The sequence below is a fragment of the Asticcacaulis excentricus CB 48 genome, from assembly GCF_000175215.2.
In the GTDB taxonomy this organism is placed as follows: Bacteria; Pseudomonadota; Alphaproteobacteria; order Caulobacterales; family Caulobacteraceae; genus Asticcacaulis; species Asticcacaulis excentricus.
Genome location: NC_014816.1, coordinates 2,543,069 through 2,566,773, shown reverse-complemented (window position 1 = coordinate 2,566,773; position 23,705 = coordinate 2,543,069). Strand labels below are relative to the sequence as shown.

Genomic DNA, 23,705 nt, shown 5'->3' with positions numbered 1-23,705 from the left:
AATTCTTGATTTTTCTTAAAGCTCGGCGCATCTGATTTAAAAATCAAGGCGTTTTATGACCATTTTGGCGAAAATTTGCGGTATTACCGATGATGTTAGCGCTCGCATCGCGATAGATGACAGCGCTGGCATGTTGGGCTTCATCTCATTTCCGAAAAGCCCGAGGCATCTTGACTTGGAGCGCATGGCTCAGTTGATTGCAAATGCGACTTCTTATACTGCGCACATGAATAAAAAAACGCAGTGCGTTAGTGTCGTGGTTGATCCGGATGATGCCCTGCTTGAGACAATCGCGCAAAACGTTCGGCCCGACCTGATCCAGTTGCATGGCCATGAAAGTCCTGAGCGTGTGCGTCATATCCGCGCGCGCTTTGGCATTCCGCTCATCAAGGCCATCAGTGTCGAAAGCCGTGCCGATGTGCTGGCGGCCGCGCCTTATGAAGAGGTGGTTGAGCATTTGCTGTTTGATGCCAAACCGCCGAAGGATGCCACCCTGCCCGGCGGGGTCGGGGCGCGCTTTGACTGGACGCTGATGGAAGGCTACCCGTCGTTACGCCCGTGGTTACTCGCCGGCGGGCTCAACCCGTGGAACGTTGCCGAAGCGGTTTCACAGTCGAAAGCGAAGATGGTCGATGTTTCTTCTGGTGTTGAGCGGGCACCGGGACTAAAAGACGCAGCACTGATCTCTCAGTTTCTTAAGGCCGTAAAAGGGCTTTAATCCAGAAGGACCTTTCACCGTGGATGATGCCATCCTGACCAATCGCTACAATATGCCGGACGCCAAGGGCCGTTTCGGTGAGTTCGGTGGGCTTTATGTCCCCGAAACCCTTATGCCGCTCGTTCTCGAACTGGGCGAAGCGTGGGCGCAGGCGAAAGAGGATGAGGCCTTCTGGGCGGAGTACCACCATCTTCTCAAATATTTTGTCGGTCGCCCGAGCCCGCTGTATCTGGCGGAGCGCCTGACAGAGTATTTTGGTGGCGCCAAAATCTATTTCAAGCGCGAAGAACTGAACCACACCGGCGCGCATAAGATCAATAACTGCATCGGTCAGATCCTGCTGGCGCGCCGTATGGGCCGCACGCGAATTATCGCTGAAACCGGGGCCGGTCAGCACGGTGTCGCTTCTGCTACCGTGTGCGCGAAGTTCGATCTTCCGTGTACGGTCTATATGGGTGCGCTCGACGTCGAACGCCAAAAACCCAATGTTTTCCGTATGCAACTGATGGGCACCAAGGTGCACCCGGTGACCAATGGTAATGGCACGCTGAAAGACGCCATGAACGAGGCGCTGCGTGACTGGGTCACCAATGTCCACGATACCTATTATATGATTGGCACCGCCGCCGGCATGCACCCCTATCCGGAGATGGTGCGCGACTTTCAGACCATCATCGGCAAGGAGACGCGCCAACAGATTCTGGAGGCCGAAGGCCGCCTGCCTGACGCTGTTATCGCCTGCGTCGGTGGGGGTTCGAACGCCATCGGCATGTTCCACCCCTTCATTGATGATGAGAGCGTGAAGATCGTCGGTGTTGAAGCCGCCGGTCACGGGCTTGATGTCTATAATGGCCACGCGGCCTCGCTGAACGGCGGCCGACCGGGCGTTTTGCACGGCAACCGCACCTATCTGCTTCAGGATGAGGACGGGCAGATCCTTGAAGGGCACTCGATTTCGGCCGGTCTCGACTATCCTGGCATTGGGCCGGAACACGCGCACCTGTTCGACACGGGTCGCGCCCGTTACGTCTATGCCACGGACGAGGAGGCTCTGGAGGCCTTCCAGCTGACGTCGCGCCTTGAAGGCATTATCCCGGCGCTCGAATCCTCGCACGCCATCGCCCGCCTGGGTGATCTGGCCAAGGAGATCGGTAAGGGCGGCGTCATCGTGCTCAACCTTTCGGGTCGGGGCGATAAAGACATTTTCACCGTCGCCAAGGCGCTCGGTCAGCAAATGGGGAATCTCTAACCGTGTCAGTCGCGCGTATCGACGCCCGCTTCGCCGAACTCAAGGCGCAGAATCGGGCGGCTTTTGTCTCCTACATCATGGCCGGCGATCCGGACCTCGATACCTCTTTCGACCTTTTGAAAGGGTTGGTGGAGGCCGGGGCCGATATTATCGAGCTGGGCTTCCCGTTTTCCGACCCGATGGCCGAAGGCCCGATCATCCAGCTGGCCGCCGAACGCTCGCTGAAGAATGGCACGCGTATGGCCGACGTTTTTGCGCTGGCTTCACGCTTTCGTGAATCCGACGCCAAAACCCCGCTCATTCTGATGGGCTATATGAACCCCGTTGAGAATATGGGCTATCCGGCCTTTGCTGAAGCCTGTGCCAAAGCCGGGGTTGATGGGGTGATCGTCGTCGATTGTCCGCCGGAAGAGGCCGAGCGTTTGATCGATGCGCTCGATGCCGCTGACGTGGCCCTGATCCGCCTGATAACGCCGACGAGCGACGACAATCGTCTGAAAACGCTGGTGAAGCGCACGAAGGGCTTCGTCTACTACGTCTCCGTGGCAGGCGTCACCGGCGTAAAGGAAGCCGACGCCGAGGGGATCCGCGAGGCCGTGTCCCATGTGCGTGAGGTTGCCAACCTGCCCGTTGTGGTGGGCTTCGGCATCAAGACGCCAGAGCGTGCCGCCGAAGTCGCCCGTATCGCCGACGGCAGCGTTGTCGGTTCCGTGCTGGTAGACGCAGTAGCGAAATCTTTACTTGAAAATTCCCCATCCAACACAAAAGTGCTGGAAACCGCGAGCCTTTTGGCTCAGGCTGTCCGTAACGCGAGAAACTAGGCCCTCAAACTGTGGAAGCCTGTCAATGAAAGGGTTCATTAACCCTTTTTTGGCACGGCTGACCTCAGAAAAATGCATAGATTTTTGAGCGCCCCCGGAGTTAGTGACCTTACATGGCCATTGCCGATAAATTAGCCAAGAGTAGACGCGCTTTGACGAATACCGCCCGACCCACGGACCGCCGCGACAGCGGTGGATGGCTCGCCAAGATCGCCCCCGGCGTCTCCAAATTTGTGTCCAAGCGCGAAACGCCTGAAAACCTCTGGGTCAAGGACCCAGACACGGGCGAGATGATCTACCGCCCCGATCTCGAAGCCTCACTCTGGGTGACGCCGACGGGCCGGCATATGCGCATCAATGCCCAGACGCGCCTCAGCTTCACCTTCGACAACGGTGAATACGAAGCCCTCGACACCCCGGCCGTGCCGGAAGACCCGCTGCATTTCTCTGATGGCAAACCCTATTCGCAGCGCCTAAAGGCCGCGCGTGACGCCTCTGGCGCTAAGGACACCATGCAGATCGGCTATGGCAAGGTGGCGGACGTTCCTTGCGTGGTGCTGGTGCAGGATTTTACCTTCATGGGTGGCTCGCTTGGCATGGCTGCCGGTGAAGCCTTTATCGCCGCCTGCCGTTATGCCGCTGAGCGAAAGGTGCCTCTGGTTGCCATTACGGCTTCGGGTGGGGCGCGAATGCAGGAAGGGACACTGTCCCTGATGCAATTGGCGCGCACGACGCTCGCTATTCAGGAACTGAAGGCCGCGCAACTGCCTTATATCGTTGTCCTCACCGACCCGACGACGGGTGGTGTGTCGGCGTCTTACGCCATGCTGGGCGACATTCATCTGGCGGAGCCTGGTGCGCTGATCTGCTTTGCCGGACCGCGTGTGATCGAAACCACCATCCGCGAAAAGCTGCCCGAAGGCTTCCAGCGCGCCGAGTATCTTGTTGATAAGGGCATGGTAGATCGCGTTGTTCCGCGTGCGGAACTTCCCGAAGTTCTGGGTGCTCTGATGTCCATGCTGATGGATGGTAAACGCCGCCAGGGTTATTGACCCTGCCTTCCAACGCGTAGCCGGTGACGAACAGAAGCCTGTGACGGCGAAAGGCTGCTGGCCGGTTGCACACTCCATGCGGGCTTTTTTCAACGCGGTAAGCGGCGGCGTTCGCGTTCATGTGGCCCGCGGCTGCATTGACCCAGGTCATTCGTTTTTGAGTGGCACCACATTGCTTAAATTTAATTCAGCTTACTGCATCCGCTGAACCTGTTCAGGGCCTCTATATTGCATGGGGATAGCATCGTCTCCAAAAACCATGTCGTGGAGGTCATATAGTGGACGGTTTTTTATTGGTTTCTGATCCAGGCGAGCAATTAGGCATCGCCTTTCTCGTTATGTCGCTCGTATTTGTGGTCCATTCAATAAAGCGCTTTCAAGTCAAGTCTAGGCTCAGTTTTGAGTTGGAAAACGGCCGAATTGCGCGTTCGGATTATGAGCTGGCCCTCTTAAACCTTAGCCATGGCGCTCGGCGTCGTTGGGTGGCCTATGTTGTGGTCGCTATTGTCATCACAATGGCAACGCTCTTTGGAAATGGCCTTGGAGACCTCTTCTTGAATTTGAGCTCGTTCTAGGCGTTTTCAGAGTTTCCCAGGGGCTGGACCCAGTTATTGCGTTGGCGCTCATGCTGGACGTGGTCCTAACCCGCGGGGGAGGGTAATTGGGTGAGAGCCTGGCGAGTCAGACGTTTCTCGGGTTGCGCATCAGTGATTTTCGGATGGGATTAAAGTTCGAGCCGTGGCGTCAAGTATGACGGACGCCTTTTGTATGCGCGGGTTTGTTGTTCCCATTAAGGTGCCAGATTTGACCCCTTATGTCTGCAGAGCCAATATAAAGAGCCAAATTTGGCATCTTATTCTTCTTAATTGAGCCACGTTGGCTTGATCGTGCACCTCTTGCCCCGCTGGCATCAACCCTGTCTCGTTGCTTTCGGCATTAAATCCAGATCCCTGCGAAAGTTGCACTTTGGTTCTGGGCTATACCGCTTGATCCGTAGAGGTGCTAAGAGCGCATTATGACCGACCGACTTTTGCCTTTCGACGCACCGCTGGAGCGGCTCAAAGCGCTTCATCCCAAGAAGATCGATCTAACGCTCGATCGTATGATGCGGGTCTGTGAGGCGCTGGGGAATCCGCATGATCACCTCCCGCCCGTCATCCATGTGGCGGGGACAAATGGCAAGGGCTCTACCCTGGCGCTGCTTCGGGCCATGGCCGAGGCGCAGGGTTTGCGTGTCCACGTCTACACCTCGCCGCATCTGGTGCGCTTTGCCGAACGCATACGCATAGCCGGTCATCTGATTACGGATGATTATCTGGCGGATGTACTGGATCGCGTTGAAAAGGCCAATGCCGGCGAGCCCCTGACCTTTTTCGAAGCGACGACAGCGGCGGCCTTTCTGGCCTTTGCAGAGGTTGAGGCCGATGTGCTTCTTCTGGAAACCGGGCTCGGTGGTTTGCTGGACGCTACCAATATAATCCGTACACCGAACATCAGCATTATCACGCCCGTTGATTATGATCATCAGGCCTTTCTGGGCAACGATCTGACGACAATTGCGAAGCAGAAAGCGGGGATCATTAAGCCGGGTTGCCCGGTCATCAGCGCGCGTCAGGCGGATGAGGCTGACGCCGTGATCGAACGCGCCGCGCTGAAGGCGCGCAGCCCCCTCTATACGGCCTGGCAGGGGTTTGAGGCGCATGAAGAAAATGGTCGCCTCGTCTTTCAGGATGAAGATGCCTTACTTGACCTAAGCCTGCCACGCCTTGCAGGTGATCATCAGATCGACAATGCGGCGCTCGCTATTAAGGCAGCGCGGCTGCTGGGCTGGAGCTCAGATGCTATGGATCAGGGCCTGAAAAGCGCTGTGTGGCCTGCCCGCATGCAGCGTCTAAAGTCTGGCCCTCTCGTGGCGGCACTACCCCCCGGTTCGGAACTCTGGCTCGATGGGGGCCATAACCCGCACGCGGCGCGCGCCCTGCGCGCCCACATCGAGCGCCTCCAGGCGCGTGATCCCAAGCCGTTGCACTTAATCTGCGGGCTGATCAATACCAAGGATGCATCTGAGTTTTTCGCGCACTTCAAAGCGCTTGACGCCATGATGACCTGCGTCGGGTTTTCGTCTGAGGCCGTCATCCCACCCGCCGAACTGGCTGCCAGGGCGGGGGAAAGCGGCTTTGCGGCGAACGTCGCGCAGAGCGTGACGGACGCTTTAGCGCCTATCACAGAGGGGCCGGTGCGCGTGCTGATCTGTGGTTCGTTATACCTGGCCGGAGATGTCCTGGCCCTATCACCGGACACCTGGCCGACTTAATGCGTTACACCTCAGGCGGAGAAGTAACCGAGATCCGAGGATGAGAAATTGGTGATCCTCGGGAGAATAGTCGTTAGTTCATTCTCAGAGGCGCCAAACCACCGCGCAAGGGTAGACGCCATCTGATCGACGGATGTGGACGGCAAAAGCCGTCCTTGCCCCACCTGATCGTCTGAGGTGACGGACACCTGGGGCGCTGTGCCAAAGTAACGTCCGCCTTTGACGGCGCCCCCCATAACAAAGTGGTGCCCGCCCCATCCATGGTCAGAGCCGTCGCCATTAGAGGTTAGGGTGCGGCCAAAATCAGACGCCGTGAATGTCGTCACCTGGTTCTCGACGCCCATTTCTACAGTGGCGGCGTAGAAGCTTGAGAGTGCCTCATCAAGGAGCGCCAGAAGGTTTGGATGGGTCTCCATCAATCCATCATGGGTGTCGAAGCCGCCGAGTGAGACAAAGAAAACCTGCCTCTTTGAGCCCAGTGCGTTACGTGCGCCAATCAGGCGCGCCACAATCTTTAACTGGTTGGCCAGGCTGTTCGGTTTATTATCGGTGTCGAAGGACGTCGTAAGCGTTACGGGGCTAAGGGCCGTATTGACGATATCCTCCATTACCATTGAACGCTTTGTCACCCGGGTAAACTCGTTCTCAAGGACGTGGGCCCTGGGCTCAGTTATCAGGGTTTTGAGCACTTCTGACGCCCGCGAGGAGCCGAAGCTTGCGCCTTTTGCGGCCCATATCGGAATCGCACCGCCCGGGCTGATCTGGTATTGAAGCGCGTCATTGCCTGACAAAAACACCGCATTTCCCGATGCCGATATGCAGGTCAGAAGACTATTGGTGTTGCTCGAAAGGGCGAGATCACCAATGCGGCCACCCCAGCCCACGGTCGCACCTTCGGCGCCTAGCGCCTGCCATACCGATTGCTGATCGTTATGGGAGAAGAGCTTTGGCGGAAGCGGCAGAGCGCCCGACTGAAACTGAGCGCGGGTGAGGGGAACGACCAGGGGGCCAACGTTCAGTTGGATTGCGAGCTTGCCGCTGTTGAAGAGTGCACCCGTTTTGATGAGCGATGGCGCAAGGCCGTAGCTTAGCGCGTCGGTCAGTGTTTGATTGATAGCGGGTCTTAAGCTGACAAGCTCATCGAGACCGTAGGCAATCCCGCCTCGCTTTCGCCCACTCGCCCCGCCGCGGATGGCGCTATAGCGATCATAATTTGGAATATCTGCCGGGATAAGCGTATTGTGACAGTCATTGCCGCCATAAAGGAACACGCAGACTAACGCTTTGTAATCACTAGAAGTAAAGGCTGCGGCGTCTCCGGCAGCCGCCAGGCTCATGGCCATGGGCGCCGCAAGACCCATTCCCCCCAGGGCGCCGGCGCGGGCAAGAAAAACACGACGACTGACATTGCGGATCGATGCGCTGTTCATCTGCGGGCTCATTTCTGAACGAGATATTCGGGGGAGGCCATGATGAGTAAGATCGCGCTGTAGATGCGATCCAGCTTGGCGGATTCCGAAGAGGTTGAGGTCAGGGGTTGAGCGTCAAGGGCTGACTGTATCAGAGCGAGTGTGGTCTCAGAGACTTGGCCTGCAGCGAGATAGAGATTGAGCCAGTCGAGCAGTTCGCGGGTCTGATGCGAAATGCCGATGATTGCACTATAGTCTGGCTTTACGTCCTGGTATCCCGACTTGATGACCGAGGTCATGAAGTTAAGATATCCAGCCGTCGTTGTTTCATTATGAATCTGAAACTCCGGTGCGACCAGTTGACTGGTGGACAAAGCCGTTTGCGGCGGAACATAGCCGGGACGGAAAAAGTTAAACACAGAGGGCGAACGCAAGGGACTTTGGCCCAGTCCCCAATCGCCGTTTGATGTGTCATAGATCTCCCATTTGCCGGTCAAACTGGACACCTGGAAGGTTCTGGCCCATTGCGTAAAGCGCACAATGGGTTCTCTCAATTTTCCGGAGGTGACGCTGCCGGACAGGGTCCTTGCCTCGGAATCGAGAAGGATGGCGCGCCACACAGACTTCATATCGCCTCTCACACCCGTCCCATTGTTTGCAAAGGCGGCAGCGACGCGTCCCACATAGGCGGGTGATGGGTTTGAGGTAACGAGCCGCTGGATCATTTGCCTGGCGACGAATGGCGCCGTATTCGGATGGTTGAAAAGCGTATCGAGGGCAATCCTCAGGGCGTCTGAAGCCGGCGTGTTCGCCGGAATGTTTACACCCAAAAAGGAAACGGCTTCACCGGAGTGCTTTGCCGGGTCGAGTTTCATCCGGTCACGGCTAAACTCGGGCGATGGGATCTTATAGGTCAGCCACGGTACAGATTGCCAGGTCACCCGATCGTAATTCCAGTCATAGCCGGTAAAGACACGTGCCAGATTTGTTATGTCGGACTGGCTGTAAGTGTCTTGTGTACGGCCCTGAGCGTCCAATTTGTGCGTGCCATCGCTATTGAGCTGGGTAAGACCAATGGTGAAGAGTTGCATGATCTCACGAGCATAATTCTCGTCAGGGACCCGCCCGGTGGCGGGATCGGCTTTCTGATTGCCTTTGGTATTGAGATAAAATCCCATGGCGGGATTGAGGGTGATTTCCTCCAGAAGGGTCCGAAAATTCCCGAAGGCGTGTGCATTGAGGAGATCCCAATAGCCCGCAATGACATAGGGTGGCCAAAAGCCGTCGATGGGGCTGAGCGAGACAACAATCATCTCAGAAAGGGCCAGGGCACACCGCTTTCTAAGCTGATCCTCACCCGTCATCATCATACGCCAGGCCATCCAGTCCCCTGGGACGGGATTGAAATACTTATCCTTTTCGTCAGGCACGTAGAAGTTTCTTGAGTCTAGCCACGCGGTGGCGGTCTGGCTTTGAGGTGCCGAGAATTGTTGGGTCAGCCACCCCTCAAAGCCTAAGGTTCTTACGCTTTGAACCTCTGTAGGCGAACACGAGAACTGGGCCTGCAGGAGAAATCTTGCGGCTTCCTGTGGCGTGTAGCTTAAGGTTGTTGGGGATGAAGGTGTGGGGGATGCGGACGTGGCACTCCCGCCGCCGCCGCCCCCGCCACAAGCGCTCAACAGGGGAAACGCGAGCCCGGTTAATGCGGCAGATTTCGTTGCCGAAATCGGAGAATGTGAGCGCACCCTATCCTTGTCGTCGCCACGAAGCGGTTCTGTCTTGTCCACCCTGAGCCCCTGTGTTTTTTTCCACAGCGTAACACAACTCTCGGGCGTGACCACATATCAGGAGTAGTTAGACGAAACGTCGGGGACAAAAAAAAGCTCCGCTGGATGCCAGCGGAGCTTTTTCTCTAAGCGTTTATACCGACTAAGAGTCGAGGAACGAACGCAATTTGCGCGAGCGGCTGGGGTGCTTTAGCTTGCGCAGAGCCTTAGCTTCGATCTGACGAATACGCTCGCGCGTCACCGAGAACTGTTGACCCACCTCTTCAAGGGTGTGGTCGGTGTTCATGCCGATACCAAAGCGCATCCGAAGGACGCGCTCTTCACGCGGCGTCAGTGAGGCCAGAACGCGTGTTGTCGTTTCGCGGAGGTTCGACTGGATCGCCGCATCGATAGGCAGAACAGCGTTCTTGTCTTCGATGAAATCGCCCAGGTGCGAATCTTCTTCGTCCCCGATCGGGGTTTCGAGGGAGATCGGCTCTTTGGCAATTTTGAGAACCTTGCGCACCTTCTCCAGCGGCATGGCCAGCTTTTCGGCCAGTTCTTCCGGGGTCGGCTCGCGTCCGATTTCGTGCAGCATCTGGCGCGATGTGCGAACGATCTTGTTGATCGTTTCGATCATATGCACGGGGATACGAATGGTGCGCGCCTGATCGGCTATCGAGCGTGTGATGGCCTGGCGAATCCACCAGGTGGCGTAGGTTGAGAACTTGTATCCGCGGCGATATTCAAACTTATCGACCGCCTTCATCAGACCGATATTGCCTTCCTGAATCAGGTCCAGGAACTGGAGGCCACGGTTGGTGTACTTCTTGGCAATAGAGATGACGAGGCGCAGATTCGCTTCGACCATTTCGGTCTTGGCCTGACGCGCCTCGCGCTCGCCTTTTTGCACCGTCTGAACGATACGCCGATAATCATCCACGGCCACGCCCATATCCGTAGCCAGCTGGATGATGTCGGCGCGGATTCGGCCGATGGAGCCGGCTTCATTGTCAGCAAACTTCTGCCAACGCACGCCAAGCGCGCGCACTTTATCCGTCCACTGAGGATCGAGCTCGCGGTGGTAGTAGTTCTGCAGGAATTCCTGGCGTGAAATGCCATAGGAGTCGGCCAGACGCAGCAGGCGGCCTTCCAGTGACATCAGGCGCTTGTTGATCGTATAAAGTTGTTCCACCAGGGCTTCGATACGCTGATTGTTGAGCTTCAGCGTCTTGAGGTGACGGGTGATGGCCGAGGTGACTTCATCATAGGCCACCTTGTCGGCAGGGTCGACAGGCAAGCCTTCGAGGCGAGCGCCCAGGATGCGCTCTTGCAGACCGCGATAGGTTTCGAACTCACCCGCAATAGCGTCGAGCGTCGACATTACGCCTTCGCGCAGTTCGGATTCCATCGCTGACACCGAAGGACCGGCACCATCGTCGAAATCGTCTTCCTCTTCTTCTTCCGGCTGAGGCTTTTTCTCTTCCTCATCCATCGGGACGTAATCGTCCTCATCCTCGTCCCCGCCGTCCGCCTTCTTTTTCGGCTCCGGCTTCTTGGCCTCAGGTTGCGGTTCTGGCTTGGGTTCGGGCTTGAGTTCTGGGGCCTTTACAACAGGTTCGGGCGCCCGCATCGCAATCGGGGCGTCGGCGTCCTCTTCTTCGGCCTCATCATCCAATGCACCCGGAGGCGGGCCTTCTGACGGCCCGCCGCCGTAGGTGCCTTCGAGGTCGATGATTTCGCGAAGCAGGATGCGGCCAGACTCCAGTTCCTCGCGCCAGATCATGATGGCTTCGAAGGTCAGGGCTGATTCACACAGGCCACGGATCATGGTGTCGCGACCGGCTTCGATGCGCTTGGCGATTGCGATTTCGCCTTCGCGCGACAAAAGCTCCACCGAGCCCATTTCGCGCAGGTACATGCGTACAGGGTCATCGGTGCGGTCATAAGCCGAGGTCTTCTCGGCAACGACCACGCCGCCGGTTTCCTCGCGGACGGCGATTTCGCCACCTTCGGTCGCTTCCTCTTCGGAATCGACGACATTCACGCCCATCTCCGTGAGCATGGCTAGCGTGTCTTCGATCTGCTCCGAAGTAAACTCTTCGGACGGCAGAACCTTGTTCAGCTCGTCCATCGTGACGTAGCCGCGGGCCTTCGCATTCTTGATGAATTTCTTGACGCCGGCATCGGTCAGGTCGAGAAGGGGGCCGTCGGAGGGCGTATCGGCTTCGGGTTTGTCCGTCGCTGTGCTCATCTATCTCTCCGCCCATGACGCAACCGCCATGAGACCTTGGAACCAGATGCGGCATTTTTGCCGCACCAAACCTATATTTACGAAGAAGATCAACGAAGTCTTAACCTAGACGTCGCTTTCCGCTTCAAAAATTTGTCCGCTTTTCAAGGCTTTGCGCAGACTGTCGCGTTCCTGCTTGGTCCGTGCGAAAATTTCAGCATCAAATTCTGCCGAAGCGTCGTCACGGGCCGCCTTTAACGCACGATCCAAGGCCGTCAAACGCGCGAACGCATTGAACGCTTTGATCCAGCCGGCCTGCGCATCTGCGAGAGTCTTGTCCTGTGCGAGGATTGGCGAGGCCGATCTGAGGGCCGCCTTTTGTATCTCGCTCAACAATGCGCCGAAACCTTGATTTTGCAGATGGCGGTTCACAGCGCCTGAGTCAAGGGGGCTTGTGGAAAAACTTAAAGACACCAGAGCGCGAACGAGGGCGTCGAGCGCCGGGTCGCCAAGCCCATAGGATTCCAGCGCTTCCATATGATCAAACATCCAGTCGGGATGATCGAGCAGACCCTGCGCCAGCGCCGCCGCCATCGGATCGAGGGCTTTCGATAGGGCGCGCGCGGCCATTTGACCTTCTGGGGTGGCAATGGTTGGCGGCTCGATCAGGCGGCCTTGCGCGTCTCGGTACGCAAAGCGTCCGCGCCCTTGCGCACTTTGAAATCGCGGCTGCAAATTCTGTGGCTGACGCTGGAACAGGGCGTCGTAGCGTGCCATCAGGTCCTGCCGGTAGGAGTCAGCCAGGTCCTTGTCTTCGATCTGCGCCGCCAGTGCCCGCAGGCGCTTGCGCAGGCCGGCCTTGCGCTCGGGTGTGTCGAGCGGCTCTAGCTCCCTCTCCCGCTTAAAGAGCACCTCGACGAAGGGCTGGGTCTCGCTGAGAGATTCGCGCAAGGCCAGAGCGCCTTTTTCACGCAGCACATCGTCCGGGTCCTTGCCGCCGGTAATCAGGCAGACCTTGAATGACTTGCCAGGCTTGAGTTTCGGCAGGGCACGGTCGAGCGCCCGATTGGCAGCACGCATCCCCGCCTTGTCACCGTCGAAGCACAAGGTGGGCTCCGGATGACGACGCCATAAAATGTCGATCTGCTCCTCGGTCAGCGCGGTACCCAAGGGTGCGACGGCGGCTATTTGTGCCCGCTGACACGCCAGCACGTCCATGTACCCTTCGACCACGACGAGTTCCGGCCCGGTCTGGCTTGAGCCTAAGATTTTCAATGCCTTGGGTAGGCCGTACAGCAGCGAACCCTTGTGGAACAGCGGGGTTTCCGGCCCGTTGAGATATTTGGCTTTTTCGTCGGGATCGAGCGCGCGTCCACCGAACGAGACGATTTTTGAGCGGGCGTCCTCAATGGGAAACATCAGGCGGTTGCGGAAACGGTCGTAGGGGGCCTTGCCCTCGATTTCGATCAGCAGCCCGCATTCGACCAGTTCGGAAACCTTGGCACCTTTTTGCACCAGCGCGTCTTTCAGCGCCGTCTGCTCTTTCGGGGCGTAGCCCAGACCAAAATGTGCCACGTCCTGATCAGACAGGCCGCGCTTTTTCAGATAGTCACGCGCAGCCTTTGCCCCTGGGGTATTGTCGTGCAGACGCGCAGCGAACCATCGGGCCGCCAGTTCCATCCAGTCGTTCAGCGATTGTCGCTTTTGCTCGGCCTGCGCCGCCTGCGGCGTTTGCACCGGCAGGGCCATGCCCGCTTCGCTGGCCAGCCGTTCGACCGCTTCGACAAAGCTCAGACGCTCTGTCTCCTGAAGGAAGGAGATGATGTCGCCGTGCTTTCCGGAAGAGAAATCATGGAAAAATCCCTTCTCGTCGTTGACGTAGAAGGAGGGTGTTTTTTCCTTGGAAAAGGGCGACAGGCCGACCCATTCGCGGCCGTTGCGGCGCAGCTTGACCGCCTTGCCGATGACCTCAGATGGCCGCAAGCGGGATTTTAATTCTTCCAGAAACCGATCGTCGAAGCGCACGGTTTACATATACGCCTTGCGCCCGGAAAGGAAAGAGAGGTGACTTTGCTCACGCCGAGAAAAGTGGTTCCACCTTGTCAAAATAACGGTTGGGTTTAACGAGTAGACCCTCTTTGGCGAAGATGTGATTAAAGCGGCCGATAGCGCCCATGCCGATAATGCCGTCATCCAGACCGAAACCGCGCGTGCCTTCAGGGTCCAACAAGGTCACGGGGGCGCCCTTTATCGGGAACCCGCCTATGTCGAGAGAGTCCGCGTGGACATAACGCGACTTGGTGGTGTCGCCGTGTATACCCTTGACAGTCTGCTCCCGAGGATTGGCATAGCGGTCCCAGAGCTTGTTCTTTTTTACAAAACTGGGATGCAGAGTAAGGGCTGGAGGAGCGCCTGTATCGAGCAGGCAATTGGCCTTTATGCCGTCAATCAGGATGTCGACATAGATTTTTTCGCCCGCACCCTGCTGCTCGCGTCGGCTGGGCCAGGGTTGATATCCGGTGGTGTCTATCGTTTCGCTGCCGGACTGGAACCGAATGCGTGAGGACTCAAAATCGAGCTGGCTCGTCACCCCTGTCAGAAAACCCGCAGCCAGAAGGCCCTCGTAATCACGGTTTTCGAGCATCTCCAGTCCGCCCAAGGCCATCGCCTTGACGCGGAAGCTCTCGCCGAAGACCACATCTTTTGCCTCGTAGATCTGGGTGTAATCGCTGCCCCCAAGGCCTAAGGTGCGCATACTCTCAACACGGCGCAGGGCCAGTTTGCGGGCCAGGGACGGGCGGATGAAACTTATGGATGCACCCGTATCTATGAAAAAGTAGAATGGACCTTGGTTGTTGATGGTGAGGCTGGTCATTATCCGCCGCGATCGGGTCACGGCGATCGGTACTGAAATCTCGTTTGCCTGCGCAGAAGATGCGGCGAGCGCAAGACCCGACAGTCCTGCCAGACACTGACGTTTGGTAATCATTTTCCCTCCCCCCGGTATTGCCCCGGTTGCATTAACGCATCCCACGCCTCTAAGCGGGTGTCAACGGACCTGTAAGGCGTGCTGGGTCGGGGATGGCCGCCCAAATCATCGCCCGATCTATGCGCGCCCGCTGCAGATCAGACCTTCGCGTACTCAGCTTGTCGAACCCATTACGGTAAAGATGGACAACCGTTATCACGCATCATGTCTCCACAACGCGCCCCGTGAGGCTATTCACTCGCCTGTGGCGCCTTTTGTGCGCTTGAGTCTGAGCCGCATAACCCGCTCAGGGCGGTTTTTTAGAACCGGATGCCAGCCGATCTACGCAAGGCCGTGCTCTATGTCAGTCTCGGCCCCCCTTGCTGTCTTCGCGTCCGTTCTGAGAGCTCTTACGCGTAAGTTTGGGCGTCAACACTGGCGAACAGGCCTGATCTTCTGGCTGATTTACCCGAAAGCTCTGGTTCCTGACGGTCTCGGCTACTTCGCCATCTTGCTTTTGATAATCTCCATCAAAGGGCTGTCCATCGGCACCTTGTCGCCTTTGCCCTGTTCGCGCAGATAATAGACCTGGCCGGCTGGGTAGGCGGGGGGAATCTCGTAATCCATGGCTTCCCAGACGTCCTCGCGGAAGCTGTAGAACGCCCAGTGTGCGCCGTGACTGTTCAGGGTATCGATGACGTCGCCGAGATAGGCGCCGCAATCGGTCCACACGCGCACGCAGCCGAACTCGCCTGCGACCATGCGATTGGCGGGCACGCCATTGACCCTCGCCCAGTCGAACGGTTTGGCCAGAAAGTCCTGCATCGCCGCCTTGTCGAAGGTCAGGGTCTTTTCGCCCCAGGTGACCTCGGAGCCCGGGTAAGGCCGTTGTGGCTTGCGCTTTATCTGTGGCGTACTGGTGATGTTCCAAGGCTCGTACATATGGAAAGCGTAGAGAACCTTGTCGTCGCTCAAGGGCGTCCAGTAGCTGAAGCTCCACGCATTGGCATACCAGCCGCCATCGACCATGATCGGCGTGGTGGGGTCGACCTCGCGCACCGCTTTGATCAGGTGCTCGTAAAGCCCCGGCAGGTCATGGGTCGTACCCTTGTGTTTTTGGTACCAGGCGATGCGCACCTCAGGCGCGGCGTGTTCGTCCAGGCCCATGCCTTTTTCGGGGGTCGGCTCATTGAGCAGGTTATAGCCGGCGATCGCCGGATGGTCTTTCACGGCGGCGGCGAGATCGCGCCAGAAGGCGGCTGACTGATCCCAGTATTTGCGGTCGTTCCAAAGACGATCATCTGGCGTGTTGGCGTTGTGCTGGACCCACCTGTCACCGGGCAGGGAGAGAGGGGTGAGGACGACCTTGATGCCGGCGGCGTCCGCCGCATCCAGAGTCTTTTTGAGAAGCGCCAGATCTGACGCGGGTATGGCTTTGTAGTCGTCGGCATTACCGATCAGGAAGTCGCGGTCTTCGCCTTTCCATTTCGAGAAGGTGAGGCGTACCCAGGTCGCACCGATGGCCTTCAGCGCACGGAAATAGGCTTCGTCGGGCGCCTTCTCATTGAAGCTGTTGCCGCCGTGGCGCGGGGTGTCCCAGAAGCTGATGTCGGCGGCCATAACCGGCGCGGCCATAAGAAGCGCGGCGGTGCAAAGGCCTGTAAGCAATGAACGCACCCGGGCTCTCCTAGAATGTGTCACCGGCATTTCTCACTTGAACACCCTTCGGCTGATGGGTGAGACGATAGTCTTTAACCGTACCGTCGTGAAGGCGAAACGATGGTGCAGAGGCCTGTCTTCGCAGCGCCTCGATGAACGCAACGATGTCGATCCTATAGCGCACAAAGCTGTCCCACGCCGTTTAATCGGTATGCACTGTTCATTGCAAACCGACTTCACAGGCGATTGACTGTTTGATATTATGGCAAAAAAATGAGTCAGAGCCCTGTGACATGTGGGTGTCTGCGATCGATACAGGTTTCGGGGGAAATCATGACAAATAACCGCATCAAGCGCGTTCTCGCGTGGGCCCTTCTCGCATTGGGGCTGTCGACCCTTGCGGCCATGCCGGCGCAAGCGGAAACCTGGATAAAGGCGGAGTCTGAGAACTTCACCGTCTATAGCTCTGCCCCGGAAAAGACGACACGCGGCTATGTAAAAAAGCTCGAAGTCTTTCGTAACCTGACCAATCTTCTCCTTGGCAGCGGCGATGCCGGACCCAAGGTTCGGTTTGAGATCTATTTGCTTAAAAACAGGGATGACATCCAGGTCGTAAGGCCTAGCTTTTCCAATAATGTCGCGGGCGTTTATTTCAACTGTGGCGAAGGAACGAGCGCCTACGGCACGGCCCCTGGGGACGGCGCCAGTGAGGGCAATGTCGATCAAAGCTTAATTATTCTGTTCCATGAATACAGCCACTACATCATGTTCCAGCATGCTCGCTCCTACTACCCGGCGTGGTATATCGAGGGGTTTGCCGAGTATATGTCCACGGCATATCCTGCCAAAGGGAAGATCACGGTCGGTGAGCCCTCCGTTATTCGTGGCTGGACGCTCGCCGAAGACCGCTGGATAGGTTTTGAGAAAATACTCAATCCCAGTTTTGGCTTTGCCGGCGATAAGTCGAACAGGGATTGGGATGTCGAGCGTTTCTACGCTCAGTCGTGGCTCCTGACCCACTACATGCTCAGCGATCCAAAGCGCGCCCGCGACCTGAACACCTATTTCGCTCAGGTTGGCAATGGCGCTGACCCGATTGCCAGTTTCGAAGAGAGCACGGGCATCAAGGTTAATCAGTTGTCGTCGATCCTGAAGCGGTATCGTGCGAGTATGTCGTACTTAAGCATTCCGATACCTGACTATCCCGAAAACAAGATTCAGGTGACGAAGCTTAATCCGGCCACAAGCGCCTACCTTCTTGACCGTTCGCTTCTTACGACCTGCATGCAAGCTGAACAGGGCAAGGCGGTTTTGGCGCGCCTGGAGAAATTGAAGGGCGATTTTGCCGGCGACATCGCGTATCAGTCTGCGCTCGCACGCGCTCACCTGCTTTTTGGCAAGGCGGAAGACGCTGAGGCCATTATCGGTCCCATCGTCCAAAAGAATCCGGAAGATTTTGAAGCTAACTATCTCATGGGGCGCGTCTATTATCAGATGGGGCAGGCAGCGAGCGGACAAGACCGAACCGACTACACCGATGCCGCTCGCAGTTTTTTCATGAACGCTTATCAGATCAACAAGCTGAATGCCCCCAATCTGTATTTCTTTTCGCAGAGTTATGAGGCCCAGCCCGACTATCCGAATACCAATGCTCTAAACGCCGCCAATGGCGCACATGTCCTCGCACCAAGCGTGCGTGAATACGCGGTCTATGCCGCATATGTGAACCTCGCCAAGGATAAGCGTCCAGAAGCCATTGCCTTGCTCACCCCCTTCGTCAGCAATCCTCACGACCGTGAGTCTGCACAACGGTTTCAGAAGGCCATCGACGCTATCAAGGAGGGAAAGTCTGCGCACGAGGTCATGTCCACTCTGAACTAGGTCGTAAACTCATAAATTCACATGCTATTAGGACCACGGTTCGGCAGGTTTGCCACTGATGGTCACGACGGCGGTGTCGAAGTGCTGAAGGTAGATTTGCAGCGCCCCATTATGAACGATGGTGTGTAGGCCGTAGCCGTCACCATCATGGTCGTAAGTAATGTGGAGCACGTCACCTGGTTTCAAAACGTAGCGGTCCGGATACATCTCGACATCGACGATCAAATCTTCGTCCAGTTTATTCTCGAATATCTGAAGCTGCTTTTTCACACCTGCGATCCCGACCTTCGCTTCGGCAACTGTGTAAGGGGTTTTCCTCGAACGAAAAAGCTGATTCAGCGTCGGCATGCGCCGACATGATCTTGCCGACTTCGGCAGGCTATTAGCTATGGTTGACTTCTCCATCTTGCGGTGGATCAACCTTCGCGCATAGAGGGCTCAATTTCAAAGACAGGCAACGGTGGCGCATTAGCGCTTTACACGCCAGCTGAGGTTGTTGACGCCCGACCTGCGTCTCCGGTGCGCCCTCGCCATACAAGGCTGGGGCCGACGCCTATGGCTGGCGTATCGTTATTGACCCGTTATACCACGTGTGTGCTGTCTACTTATAATCTTGATAGCGCCATACAGACCTGAACTTCTTCCAAGTGCCCGGTGAGATTTTTCCTGTCTCTGTTTCTAATTTAGCATTCTTCAAAAACAGGATAGCCGCCGGCCTTGCCGAATCCCATCCCGGGTGGGTTTTCAATTACGACTGCGCAACGCTTCATCCTGCCGTTCGTGTTGACCTCGCAGGCGACGACAGCGTCCGCGTCCACCTTTGCAGCCTTCGCCTCCGGTGGGAGGTAAGGCTTTGGGAATCGGTAGCGCTTTACGTCCTCCTGCGTGTAGAAAACAGCATTCGGAGGAATGTCGGGAGGCAATGGCGGTTCAGAGCCCACCGTTGCAACCGCCGCTAAAAAAAGAATGTCAGTGATAGCCATGATCCGTCCCCCGTCAAAACTCGCATAAACGGGATAGCAGGCCGAACATGGCCTTCCACGCATTTCCCATTTGGACGCCATAAACGCGCCTGCATGACCTGATGGTAGCGGTTAACTGTACGGTTGTGAAGACGAATGGCCAGAGCGGTGACTACGTGCCCCCTTAGTCTGGGGTTAACAGGTGCGTTTTGGCTCGATTGAAATCGAAACCCTGCCCTTAAGGAGATCCAGTACCTTGAGAAAGGCGCTGAGGGTTGGCTCCTCAGAAAGGGCCGCGTCTTCGTCCGAAAGACCCAAGGCGATCGCTGCCTCGTTTGCGGCAGAGCAATTTTCCGCAATCCCACCGTCTTCAAAGACAGCGGTCAAATAAGCTAGCGCCATCTCCACGTCGCTGAGAAAGGCGGATGTGACAAATGTGTTGAGTTTCGCCAGAAAATGACCCCTTGGGGGTCGAAATTTTCATTTCATATTGCCCCTCGTTTTTGTGATGGACCCGTTACACGAGAAGGGTAGACTTGGGTCAATCCGTGGCGAACATGCAGGGTCAAGCTTAGGTGAAAATCAACAGGGTGTGGCTTCGCGTGTCTTGGGGTTAGGTCAGGTGTGGTAAGCAAAATCTATTACAAAACAATGCCTTGCGCCACACCCGCTGCACCTTTTTGCCGGCACCGTGAATTAGGCGGGCTAGACTTGCTGGGAGGCTCTTACGTGCGCCAAGATTTATCGTAACGGCGTTGTTTTGCCCCTCCTGCAAACGACATTGGCTTGTAGCCGAGGATGCATTTACAGGTGGCATCCTCGGTGTGTCTGCCCTTGCTGTCAGAATTTTCTTACATAAGAGAGCTGGTAGATTTCGCCTTTGAGGTCGTTGCCGAAATCGTAGTGGGTGGCGTCCAGCCGCACACCGTTACTGCCGGCACCCGGGAAATAGCGAAAACCGAGGCCATAAGCGGGGCCGTCTGCGGACTCCTTAATTGACGTTCGGTTCACTGGAAGTGAGGTCTTCGACCACAAATAGCCGGCGCGGGCGAAAATATCGAACTGCTCGCCAATGGGGAAGGTGTAGAGGGCATAGGCACCCGCGGTATAGTCGAGTTTGGCTTTTAGCTTAACGCCATCTAGATCGACTTCTTTGTCGGTCATACCTACATTTGCATCCGTTTCCACAGCGAAGTGGGGCGTCAGATTATAACCAAAGCCAAGTGTTACGGCTTCAAAAGTCTCGTCGTTCACCTTTGCACCGCCAACACCAATTCGTCCGTAGGCGCGGCTGTCGGTTTGGGCGTGAGCTGCAGACGCCGCCACAGCCATAAAAAGTCCGACCAAGGGAAGATAAGAGAATTTACGCATTTAGACCTCCTTTTAAAAAAGAACGATACCGTATCGTATAATTTAGTGCCGATAAGGGGTCAAGCGGCTTTCTCGCGGGCGTGAGTGGAACAAAGTTTTACGCGGGCGGTAGCCAGGTCATTTCATCTGTAATCTTTGGATAATTCGAATGCTGGTCAGTTTGATGCAATAGCTACAATTGGAAGCCTGATGGGCCGCGCGCGGCCCGTGACCCGGGCTATGGGCGTATGCCCCTTAGAAACAGTGACCACGCCGTTTCAAAGTAGGCGGCTCTTTCCGTGGAGTCTCGGAGGCCCGCATCTCCAACGAGTCCATTAAGAAGAGGCCACCCCGTTATCATGCTTGAGAGTACTCGAGCCAGACTGGCAACATCAATATCAGACCGAACAGAGCCTTGCTGTTGCGCAAGTTTAAGGAGTTCGAGATTTTTCCCCTCGACAGGGAGACGCATTCTCTGAACCGTGGACAACACTAAATCCGGGAAGTGACGACTCGCGTCAATCAGGACGCGGTAAATCGCGAGGCCATCTGCTGTCGAGGTCATTTCTAGAAGGACTTCGCAGCGTGCACGCAGCAACTCTAAAGGATCCGTGTTTGCGCTGAGGGACTCGGGACCTCGCCACATCCCGGCCGTCATGTCTTCGAGAACCGCAAGGAACAGAGCTTCTTTTGACTCGTATCGTCGATAGATGGTGACCTTTCCAATACCCGCCAAAGCGGAGATGCGCTCGACGGATGCGCCCTCATACCCGTCATTAATAAAGGTCGATTTTGCCGTCTGAAGGATAAGCTGATTTAACGCCTCAACGTCAATTGCCGCCGGGCGCCCCTGGCGTCGCTGCGTGCCGAGCTTATTATGTGTTCTCAATTCAATGTCCTCTTGATGCGATTATCTGCACTTTAGCGTTTCCTTCTTGACAAATACAGGCAGGTAAAAATAATAAACGAAACCGTTTCGTATTGTTAATGGGTTGGTCGCGCTCCACGATCTCCCTGAAGCCCGTTTTTGGGGAGACGAAATTGAAAATCTCAGTCGTCGTGGCGGTCGGCCTCGTGCTCTTGTGTGGCTGCGCAGGTCCTCATAGGGAGACCTTTGACGCAGCCCAGGCGGCGCTCGCGCAACCCGCGGGATTTAGTAATATCCGCGTTTCGCCCCAGGACGCAGGATTAGCAGCAAGGTTGGAAAATGATCTGCGTAACGGGTTGCGGACCAATCCAAGCGCCGAAATCTCCATTCTCTCTCTGTCGGGTGGCGGTGCTGATGGTGCATTTGGCATAGGCGTCCTGACTGGCTGGTCGGAAAGGGGAGACCGACCGCAGTTCAGTGTCGTTACCGGCGTGTCCACAGGCGCTCTGATTGCGCCCTTTGCGTATCTGGGCTCCAGTTACGACGCTCAGTTGAAAGAGGCCTATCTGGGTGAAGGGGCCTCGAACCTGCTGAAGTCAAAGGGGTTGGGCGCTTTTTTCAGCCCCGGCGCTTACAGCTCTGAGGGTCTCAAAGCGCGGGTAGCCAAATATGTCAGTATCCAGATGGTCGAGGACATAGCGGATGAAAACAGCAAAGGCCGACGCCTTCAAATCGGGACAACCAATCTCGATTCGCAGACGGGTGTAATCTGGGATCTCGGTGCCATTGCGTCGCAGGGGGTGGCCCAGGGGCCAGCAGGGAAAGTCCGCGCCCGTGATCTGATTCGCGAAATTTTGGTGGCTTCGGCCAGTATCCCTGGGGCCTTCGCGCCCGCGTTTATCCCGGCATCCTTTGCGCAAGACGGCGCGTCCCATGTGCTGCAAGAAATGCACGCGGACGGGAGCGTGACCATGCCCCTGTTTATTTTACCGGAGTCGATGCTGACATGGCAGGTACCGCCCGATGTCGCTCTGAACGCGCGGCTTTATGTTCTCATCAATGGTAATATCAATCCACGCTTTACCTTCACGAAGTATGGCGCGGTCGATATCATCACGAGGAGCATCGACACCCTGGCTCGGGCCCAGGCGCGCGCAACCTTGTTTGGGATACAGGCCTTCTCCACTCGCAACGGATTCAAGGTATCTGTCGCCTCTCTGCCAGATGATTTTACTGGAGGCGGCCTGATGGCTTTCGACTCGAACAGCATGAAGCGTGTGTATGACAAGGGCTACAGCCTTGCTCTTAGCGGAATCGTTTTTCAAGACAAATAGACTGTTTGCGCCGAGTTCGGTGCCTCGTTCTTCTCTCGGGACCTTTGCGATGCGGAAACTACTCGCCATTTCTATCGCCGTCACCGCGCCGCTCGCAGGCGAAGTCAGAGCTCAGGCGCAACCATTTAAACCGGTCGGGCCGCAGTCGAAGTGGACAATAGATCTCGGCGGTGGCGCGGTATATGGCTTCAGTCCTAACGGTGGTAACCCAGACAAAGTGAATGCGATCCCTTGGGCCTCTTTTAACTACAGAGGCAGGGTTTACGGCGATCCCTTAAGTGGACTAGGCTACAATGTCGTTCTTCGAGACCGTATGATTGCTGGCGTACAGGTTCGGCCACATTACGGCGGGAAGTCTAATCAATTGCCGGGACTTGAGGTGCCCGGATTAGCGGCTGACCTCGGCGCTTATGCTTTCTATAGAATTGGGGATAAGATATCCGTCGGCGGTCGCTTTACCCAAGACATCAGCAATGTCTATGGAGGAAACGGTCTCTTTCTATCAGCCGCTCGCCAGGACATAACGCGCATCGGAATGTTACAGACCACACTCTATGCCCGATACGGTGATAGAAAAAGCAACCAGGCGTATTACGGTGTAGATAACAGCGAAGCGGCGACAACGGGCCTGCATCCATACCGATTGGGGGCAGGGCTTCAGAGCGTCGGCGCGGCGGTGCTTTGGGCTGTGCCCGTCCGGAAGAGGTTCGTCCTAGTTACCTTCGTAAATGCTGACCAGGCTCTTGGAGATGTGGCGGACAGTCCGCTTTTGCAAACAGGGAAAAAGGTCGCGTCGAGTTATCGTGCCGGCGTGCTCCTCATCAGGCGTTTTGGGTCAGGAGAGCACTAGTCTATGGGCCCGCGCTTTCTCCCCCGTGACGGGGTCCGGATGGGAGCATGTGAGCGGCGCCAAGGAACTTTGACGGTGCACCAACGACACTAGGCATGCGCACGGGAGGCGCTAGCCTCGGCCCTGATTCGATCGCAACTCTTGTTACACTCCCAAGCCCAACGCAATGAAGAATCGTCTGCAGGTTCAATAACCGTCAGCTTGTGGGCAGCCCGTTGTCAACCGATCACGCCGCTCCTGATGCTATAAATGTGCTTTCTGAATTGAGCGC

The 23,705-nt window shown here is 56.5% G+C and carries 19 protein-coding genes; 9 read left to right on the top strand and 10 right to left on the bottom strand.

All coding sequences use genetic code 11. From position 1 onward, the window contains the following. The first annotated feature begins 55 nt into the window (after positions 1–55). From ASTEX_RS11655 to ASTEX_RS11630, 6 genes are all read left to right on the top strand, one after another. Positions 56–718, top strand: a complete 663-nt coding sequence (locus tag ASTEX_RS11655) for a phosphoribosylanthranilate isomerase (protein ID WP_013479841.1) — start codon at positions 56–58, stop codon at positions 716–718. Positions 719–770: 52 nt separating this feature from the next. Continuing rightward, entirely contained in the window at positions 771–1,967 is a 1,197-nt protein-coding gene (gene trpB, locus ASTEX_RS11650) for a tryptophan synthase subunit beta (protein ID WP_049781713.1), read from the top strand. A 2-nt stretch (positions 1,968–1,969) separates the two neighbouring features. Then, positions 1,970–2,788: a tryptophan synthase subunit alpha gene (gene trpA / locus ASTEX_RS11645; protein WP_013479839.1), complete on the top strand. Its 819-nt coding sequence runs from the start codon at positions 1,970–1,972 to the stop codon at positions 2,786–2,788. 113 nt (positions 2,789–2,901) lie between these two features. Continuing rightward, the gene (locus ASTEX_RS11640; protein ID WP_013479838.1) at positions 2,902–3,840 is read left to right on the top strand and encodes an acetyl-CoA carboxylase carboxyltransferase subunit beta; all 939 of its coding nucleotides are present in this window, start codon (positions 2,902–2,904) and stop codon (positions 3,838–3,840) included. A gap of 278 nt (positions 3,841–4,118) precedes the next feature. After that, positions 4,119–4,415, top strand: a complete 297-nt coding sequence (locus ASTEX_RS11635) for a hypothetical protein (RefSeq protein ID WP_013479837.1) — start codon at positions 4,119–4,121, stop codon at positions 4,413–4,415. Positions 4,416–4,855: 440 nt separating this feature from the next. Continuing rightward, positions 4,856–6,154: a bifunctional folylpolyglutamate synthase/dihydrofolate synthase gene (locus ASTEX_RS11630; protein ID WP_013479836.1), complete on the top strand. Its 1,299-nt coding sequence runs from the start codon at positions 4,856–4,858 to the stop codon at positions 6,152–6,154. A gap of 11 nt (positions 6,155–6,165) precedes the next feature. On the opposite strand, the gene ASTEX_RS11625 is transcribed toward ASTEX_RS11630, so the two are convergent. The 6 genes from ASTEX_RS11625 to ASTEX_RS11600 all read right to left on the bottom strand — a co-directional run bounded on the left by ASTEX_RS11625 (position 6,166) and on the right by ASTEX_RS11600 (position 16,207). Next, on the bottom strand, positions 6,166–7,584 hold the full coding sequence (locus tag ASTEX_RS11625) for a DUF1501 domain-containing protein (RefSeq protein ID WP_013479835.1): 1,419 nt from the start codon (positions 7,582–7,584) through the stop codon (positions 6,166–6,168). A gap of 8 nt (positions 7,585–7,592) precedes the next feature. Then, entirely contained in the window at positions 7,593–9,350 is a 1,758-nt protein-coding gene (locus tag ASTEX_RS11620; protein WP_245532504.1) for a DUF1800 domain-containing protein, read from the bottom strand. Between the two features lie 142 nt (positions 9,351–9,492). Continuing rightward, the gene (gene rpoD / locus ASTEX_RS11615) at positions 9,493–11,583 is read right to left on the bottom strand and encodes an RNA polymerase sigma factor RpoD (protein WP_013479833.1); all 2,091 of its coding nucleotides are present in this window, start codon (positions 11,581–11,583) and stop codon (positions 9,493–9,495) included. 105 nt (positions 11,584–11,688) lie between these two features. Then, positions 11,689–13,587, bottom strand: a complete 1,899-nt coding sequence (dnaG, locus tag ASTEX_RS11610) for a DNA primase (protein WP_013479832.1) — start codon at positions 13,585–13,587, stop codon at positions 11,689–11,691. A 49-nt stretch (positions 13,588–13,636) separates the two neighbouring features. Further along, positions 13,637–14,551 carry an aspartyl protease family protein gene (locus ASTEX_RS11605; RefSeq protein WP_013479831.1) on the bottom strand — a complete coding sequence of 305 codons (915 nt, stop codon included), beginning with the start codon at positions 14,549–14,551 and terminating at the stop codon, positions 13,637–13,639. A 477-nt stretch (positions 14,552–15,028) separates the two neighbouring features. Further along, complete coding sequence (locus tag ASTEX_RS11600; protein ID WP_013479829.1) at positions 15,029–16,207, bottom strand: glycoside hydrolase family 5 protein; 1,179 nt, start codon at positions 16,205–16,207, stop codon at positions 15,029–15,031. 315 nt (positions 16,208–16,522) lie between these two features. Between ASTEX_RS11600 and ASTEX_RS11595 the strand changes: the two genes are divergently transcribed. Beyond that, positions 16,523–18,070, top strand: coding sequence for a hypothetical protein (locus ASTEX_RS11595; protein ID WP_013479828.1), 1,548 nt, complete (start codon positions 16,523–16,525; stop codon positions 18,068–18,070). A 27-nt stretch (positions 18,071–18,097) separates the two neighbouring features. Here the strand turns inward: ASTEX_RS11595 and ASTEX_RS11590 are convergent, their stop codons facing one another. The 4 genes from ASTEX_RS11590 to ASTEX_RS11570 all read right to left on the bottom strand — a co-directional run bounded on the left by ASTEX_RS11590 (position 18,098) and on the right by ASTEX_RS11570 (position 21,271). Continuing rightward, positions 18,098–18,418: a hypothetical protein gene (locus ASTEX_RS11590; protein ID WP_013479827.1), complete on the bottom strand. Its 321-nt coding sequence runs from the start codon at positions 18,416–18,418 to the stop codon at positions 18,098–18,100. Between the two features lie 335 nt (positions 18,419–18,753). After that, on the bottom strand, positions 18,754–19,053 hold the full coding sequence (locus ASTEX_RS11585) for a hypothetical protein (protein ID WP_013479826.1): 300 nt from the start codon (positions 19,051–19,053) through the stop codon (positions 18,754–18,756). A gap of 819 nt (positions 19,054–19,872) precedes the next feature. Then, complete coding sequence (locus ASTEX_RS11575; RefSeq protein WP_013479825.1) at positions 19,873–20,403, bottom strand: porin family protein; 531 nt, start codon at positions 20,401–20,403, stop codon at positions 19,873–19,875. Between the two features lie 217 nt (positions 20,404–20,620). After that, positions 20,621–21,271, bottom strand: coding sequence for a TetR/AcrR family transcriptional regulator (locus ASTEX_RS11570; protein WP_013479824.1), 651 nt, complete (start codon positions 21,269–21,271; stop codon positions 20,621–20,623). Positions 21,272–21,423: 152 nt separating this feature from the next. Here ASTEX_RS11570 and ASTEX_RS11565 point away from each other — a divergent pair, with 152 nt between their 5' ends. Both ASTEX_RS11565 and ASTEX_RS11560 read left to right on the top strand, forming a co-directional pair. Next, positions 21,424–22,584 carry a patatin-like phospholipase family protein gene (locus tag ASTEX_RS11565; protein ID WP_041659267.1) on the top strand — a complete coding sequence of 387 codons (1,161 nt, stop codon included), beginning with the start codon at positions 21,424–21,426 and terminating at the stop codon, positions 22,582–22,584. Between the two features lie 49 nt (positions 22,585–22,633). Continuing rightward, positions 22,634–23,434 (top strand): MipA/OmpV family protein, encoded by an 801-nt coding sequence (locus tag ASTEX_RS11560; protein ID WP_013479822.1) that lies wholly within the window; start codon positions 22,634–22,636, stop codon positions 23,432–23,434. Positions 23,435–23,705 lie beyond the last annotated feature (271 nt).

What these genes read in the sequence shown, in the direction of transcription:
- ASTEX_RS11560 (WP_013479822.1), top strand. Translation starts at nt 22,634, where the DNA reads ATGCGGAAACTACTCGCCATTTCTATCGCCGTCACCGCGCCGCTCGCA.
- rpoD (WP_013479833.1), bottom strand. Translation starts at nt 11,583, where the DNA reads ATGAGCACAGCGACGGACAAACCCGAAGCCGATACGCCCTCCGACGGC.
- ASTEX_RS11655 (WP_013479841.1), top strand. Translation starts at nt 56, where the DNA reads ATGACCATTTTGGCGAAAATTTGCGGTATTACCGATGATGTTAGCGCT.
- ASTEX_RS11595 (WP_013479828.1), top strand. Translation starts at nt 16,523, where the DNA reads ATGACAAATAACCGCATCAAGCGCGTTCTCGCGTGGGCCCTTCTCGCA.
- trpB (WP_049781713.1), top strand. Translation starts at nt 771, where the DNA reads ATGCCGGACGCCAAGGGCCGTTTCGGTGAGTTCGGTGGGCTTTATGTC.
- ASTEX_RS11640 (WP_013479838.1), top strand. Translation starts at nt 2,902, where the DNA reads ATGGCCATTGCCGATAAATTAGCCAAGAGTAGACGCGCTTTGACGAAT.
- ASTEX_RS11630 (WP_013479836.1), top strand. Translation starts at nt 4,856, where the DNA reads ATGACCGACCGACTTTTGCCTTTCGACGCACCGCTGGAGCGGCTCAAA.
- ASTEX_RS11605 (WP_013479831.1), bottom strand. Translation starts at nt 14,551, where the DNA reads ATGATTACCAAACGTCAGTGTCTGGCAGGACTGTCGGGTCTTGCGCTC.
- ASTEX_RS11590 (WP_013479827.1), bottom strand. Translation starts at nt 18,418, where the DNA reads ATGCCGACGCTGAATCAGCTTTTTCGTTCGAGGAAAACCCCTTACACA.
- ASTEX_RS11625 (WP_013479835.1), bottom strand. Translation starts at nt 7,584, where the DNA reads ATGAACAGCGCATCGATCCGCAATGTCAGTCGTCGTGTTTTTCTTGCC.
- ASTEX_RS11585 (WP_013479826.1), bottom strand. Translation starts at nt 19,053, where the DNA reads ATGGCTATCACTGACATTCTTTTTTTAGCGGCGGTTGCAACGGTGGGC.
- ASTEX_RS11575 (WP_013479825.1), bottom strand. Translation starts at nt 20,403, where the DNA reads ATGCGTAAATTCTCTTATCTTCCCTTGGTCGGACTTTTTATGGCTGTG.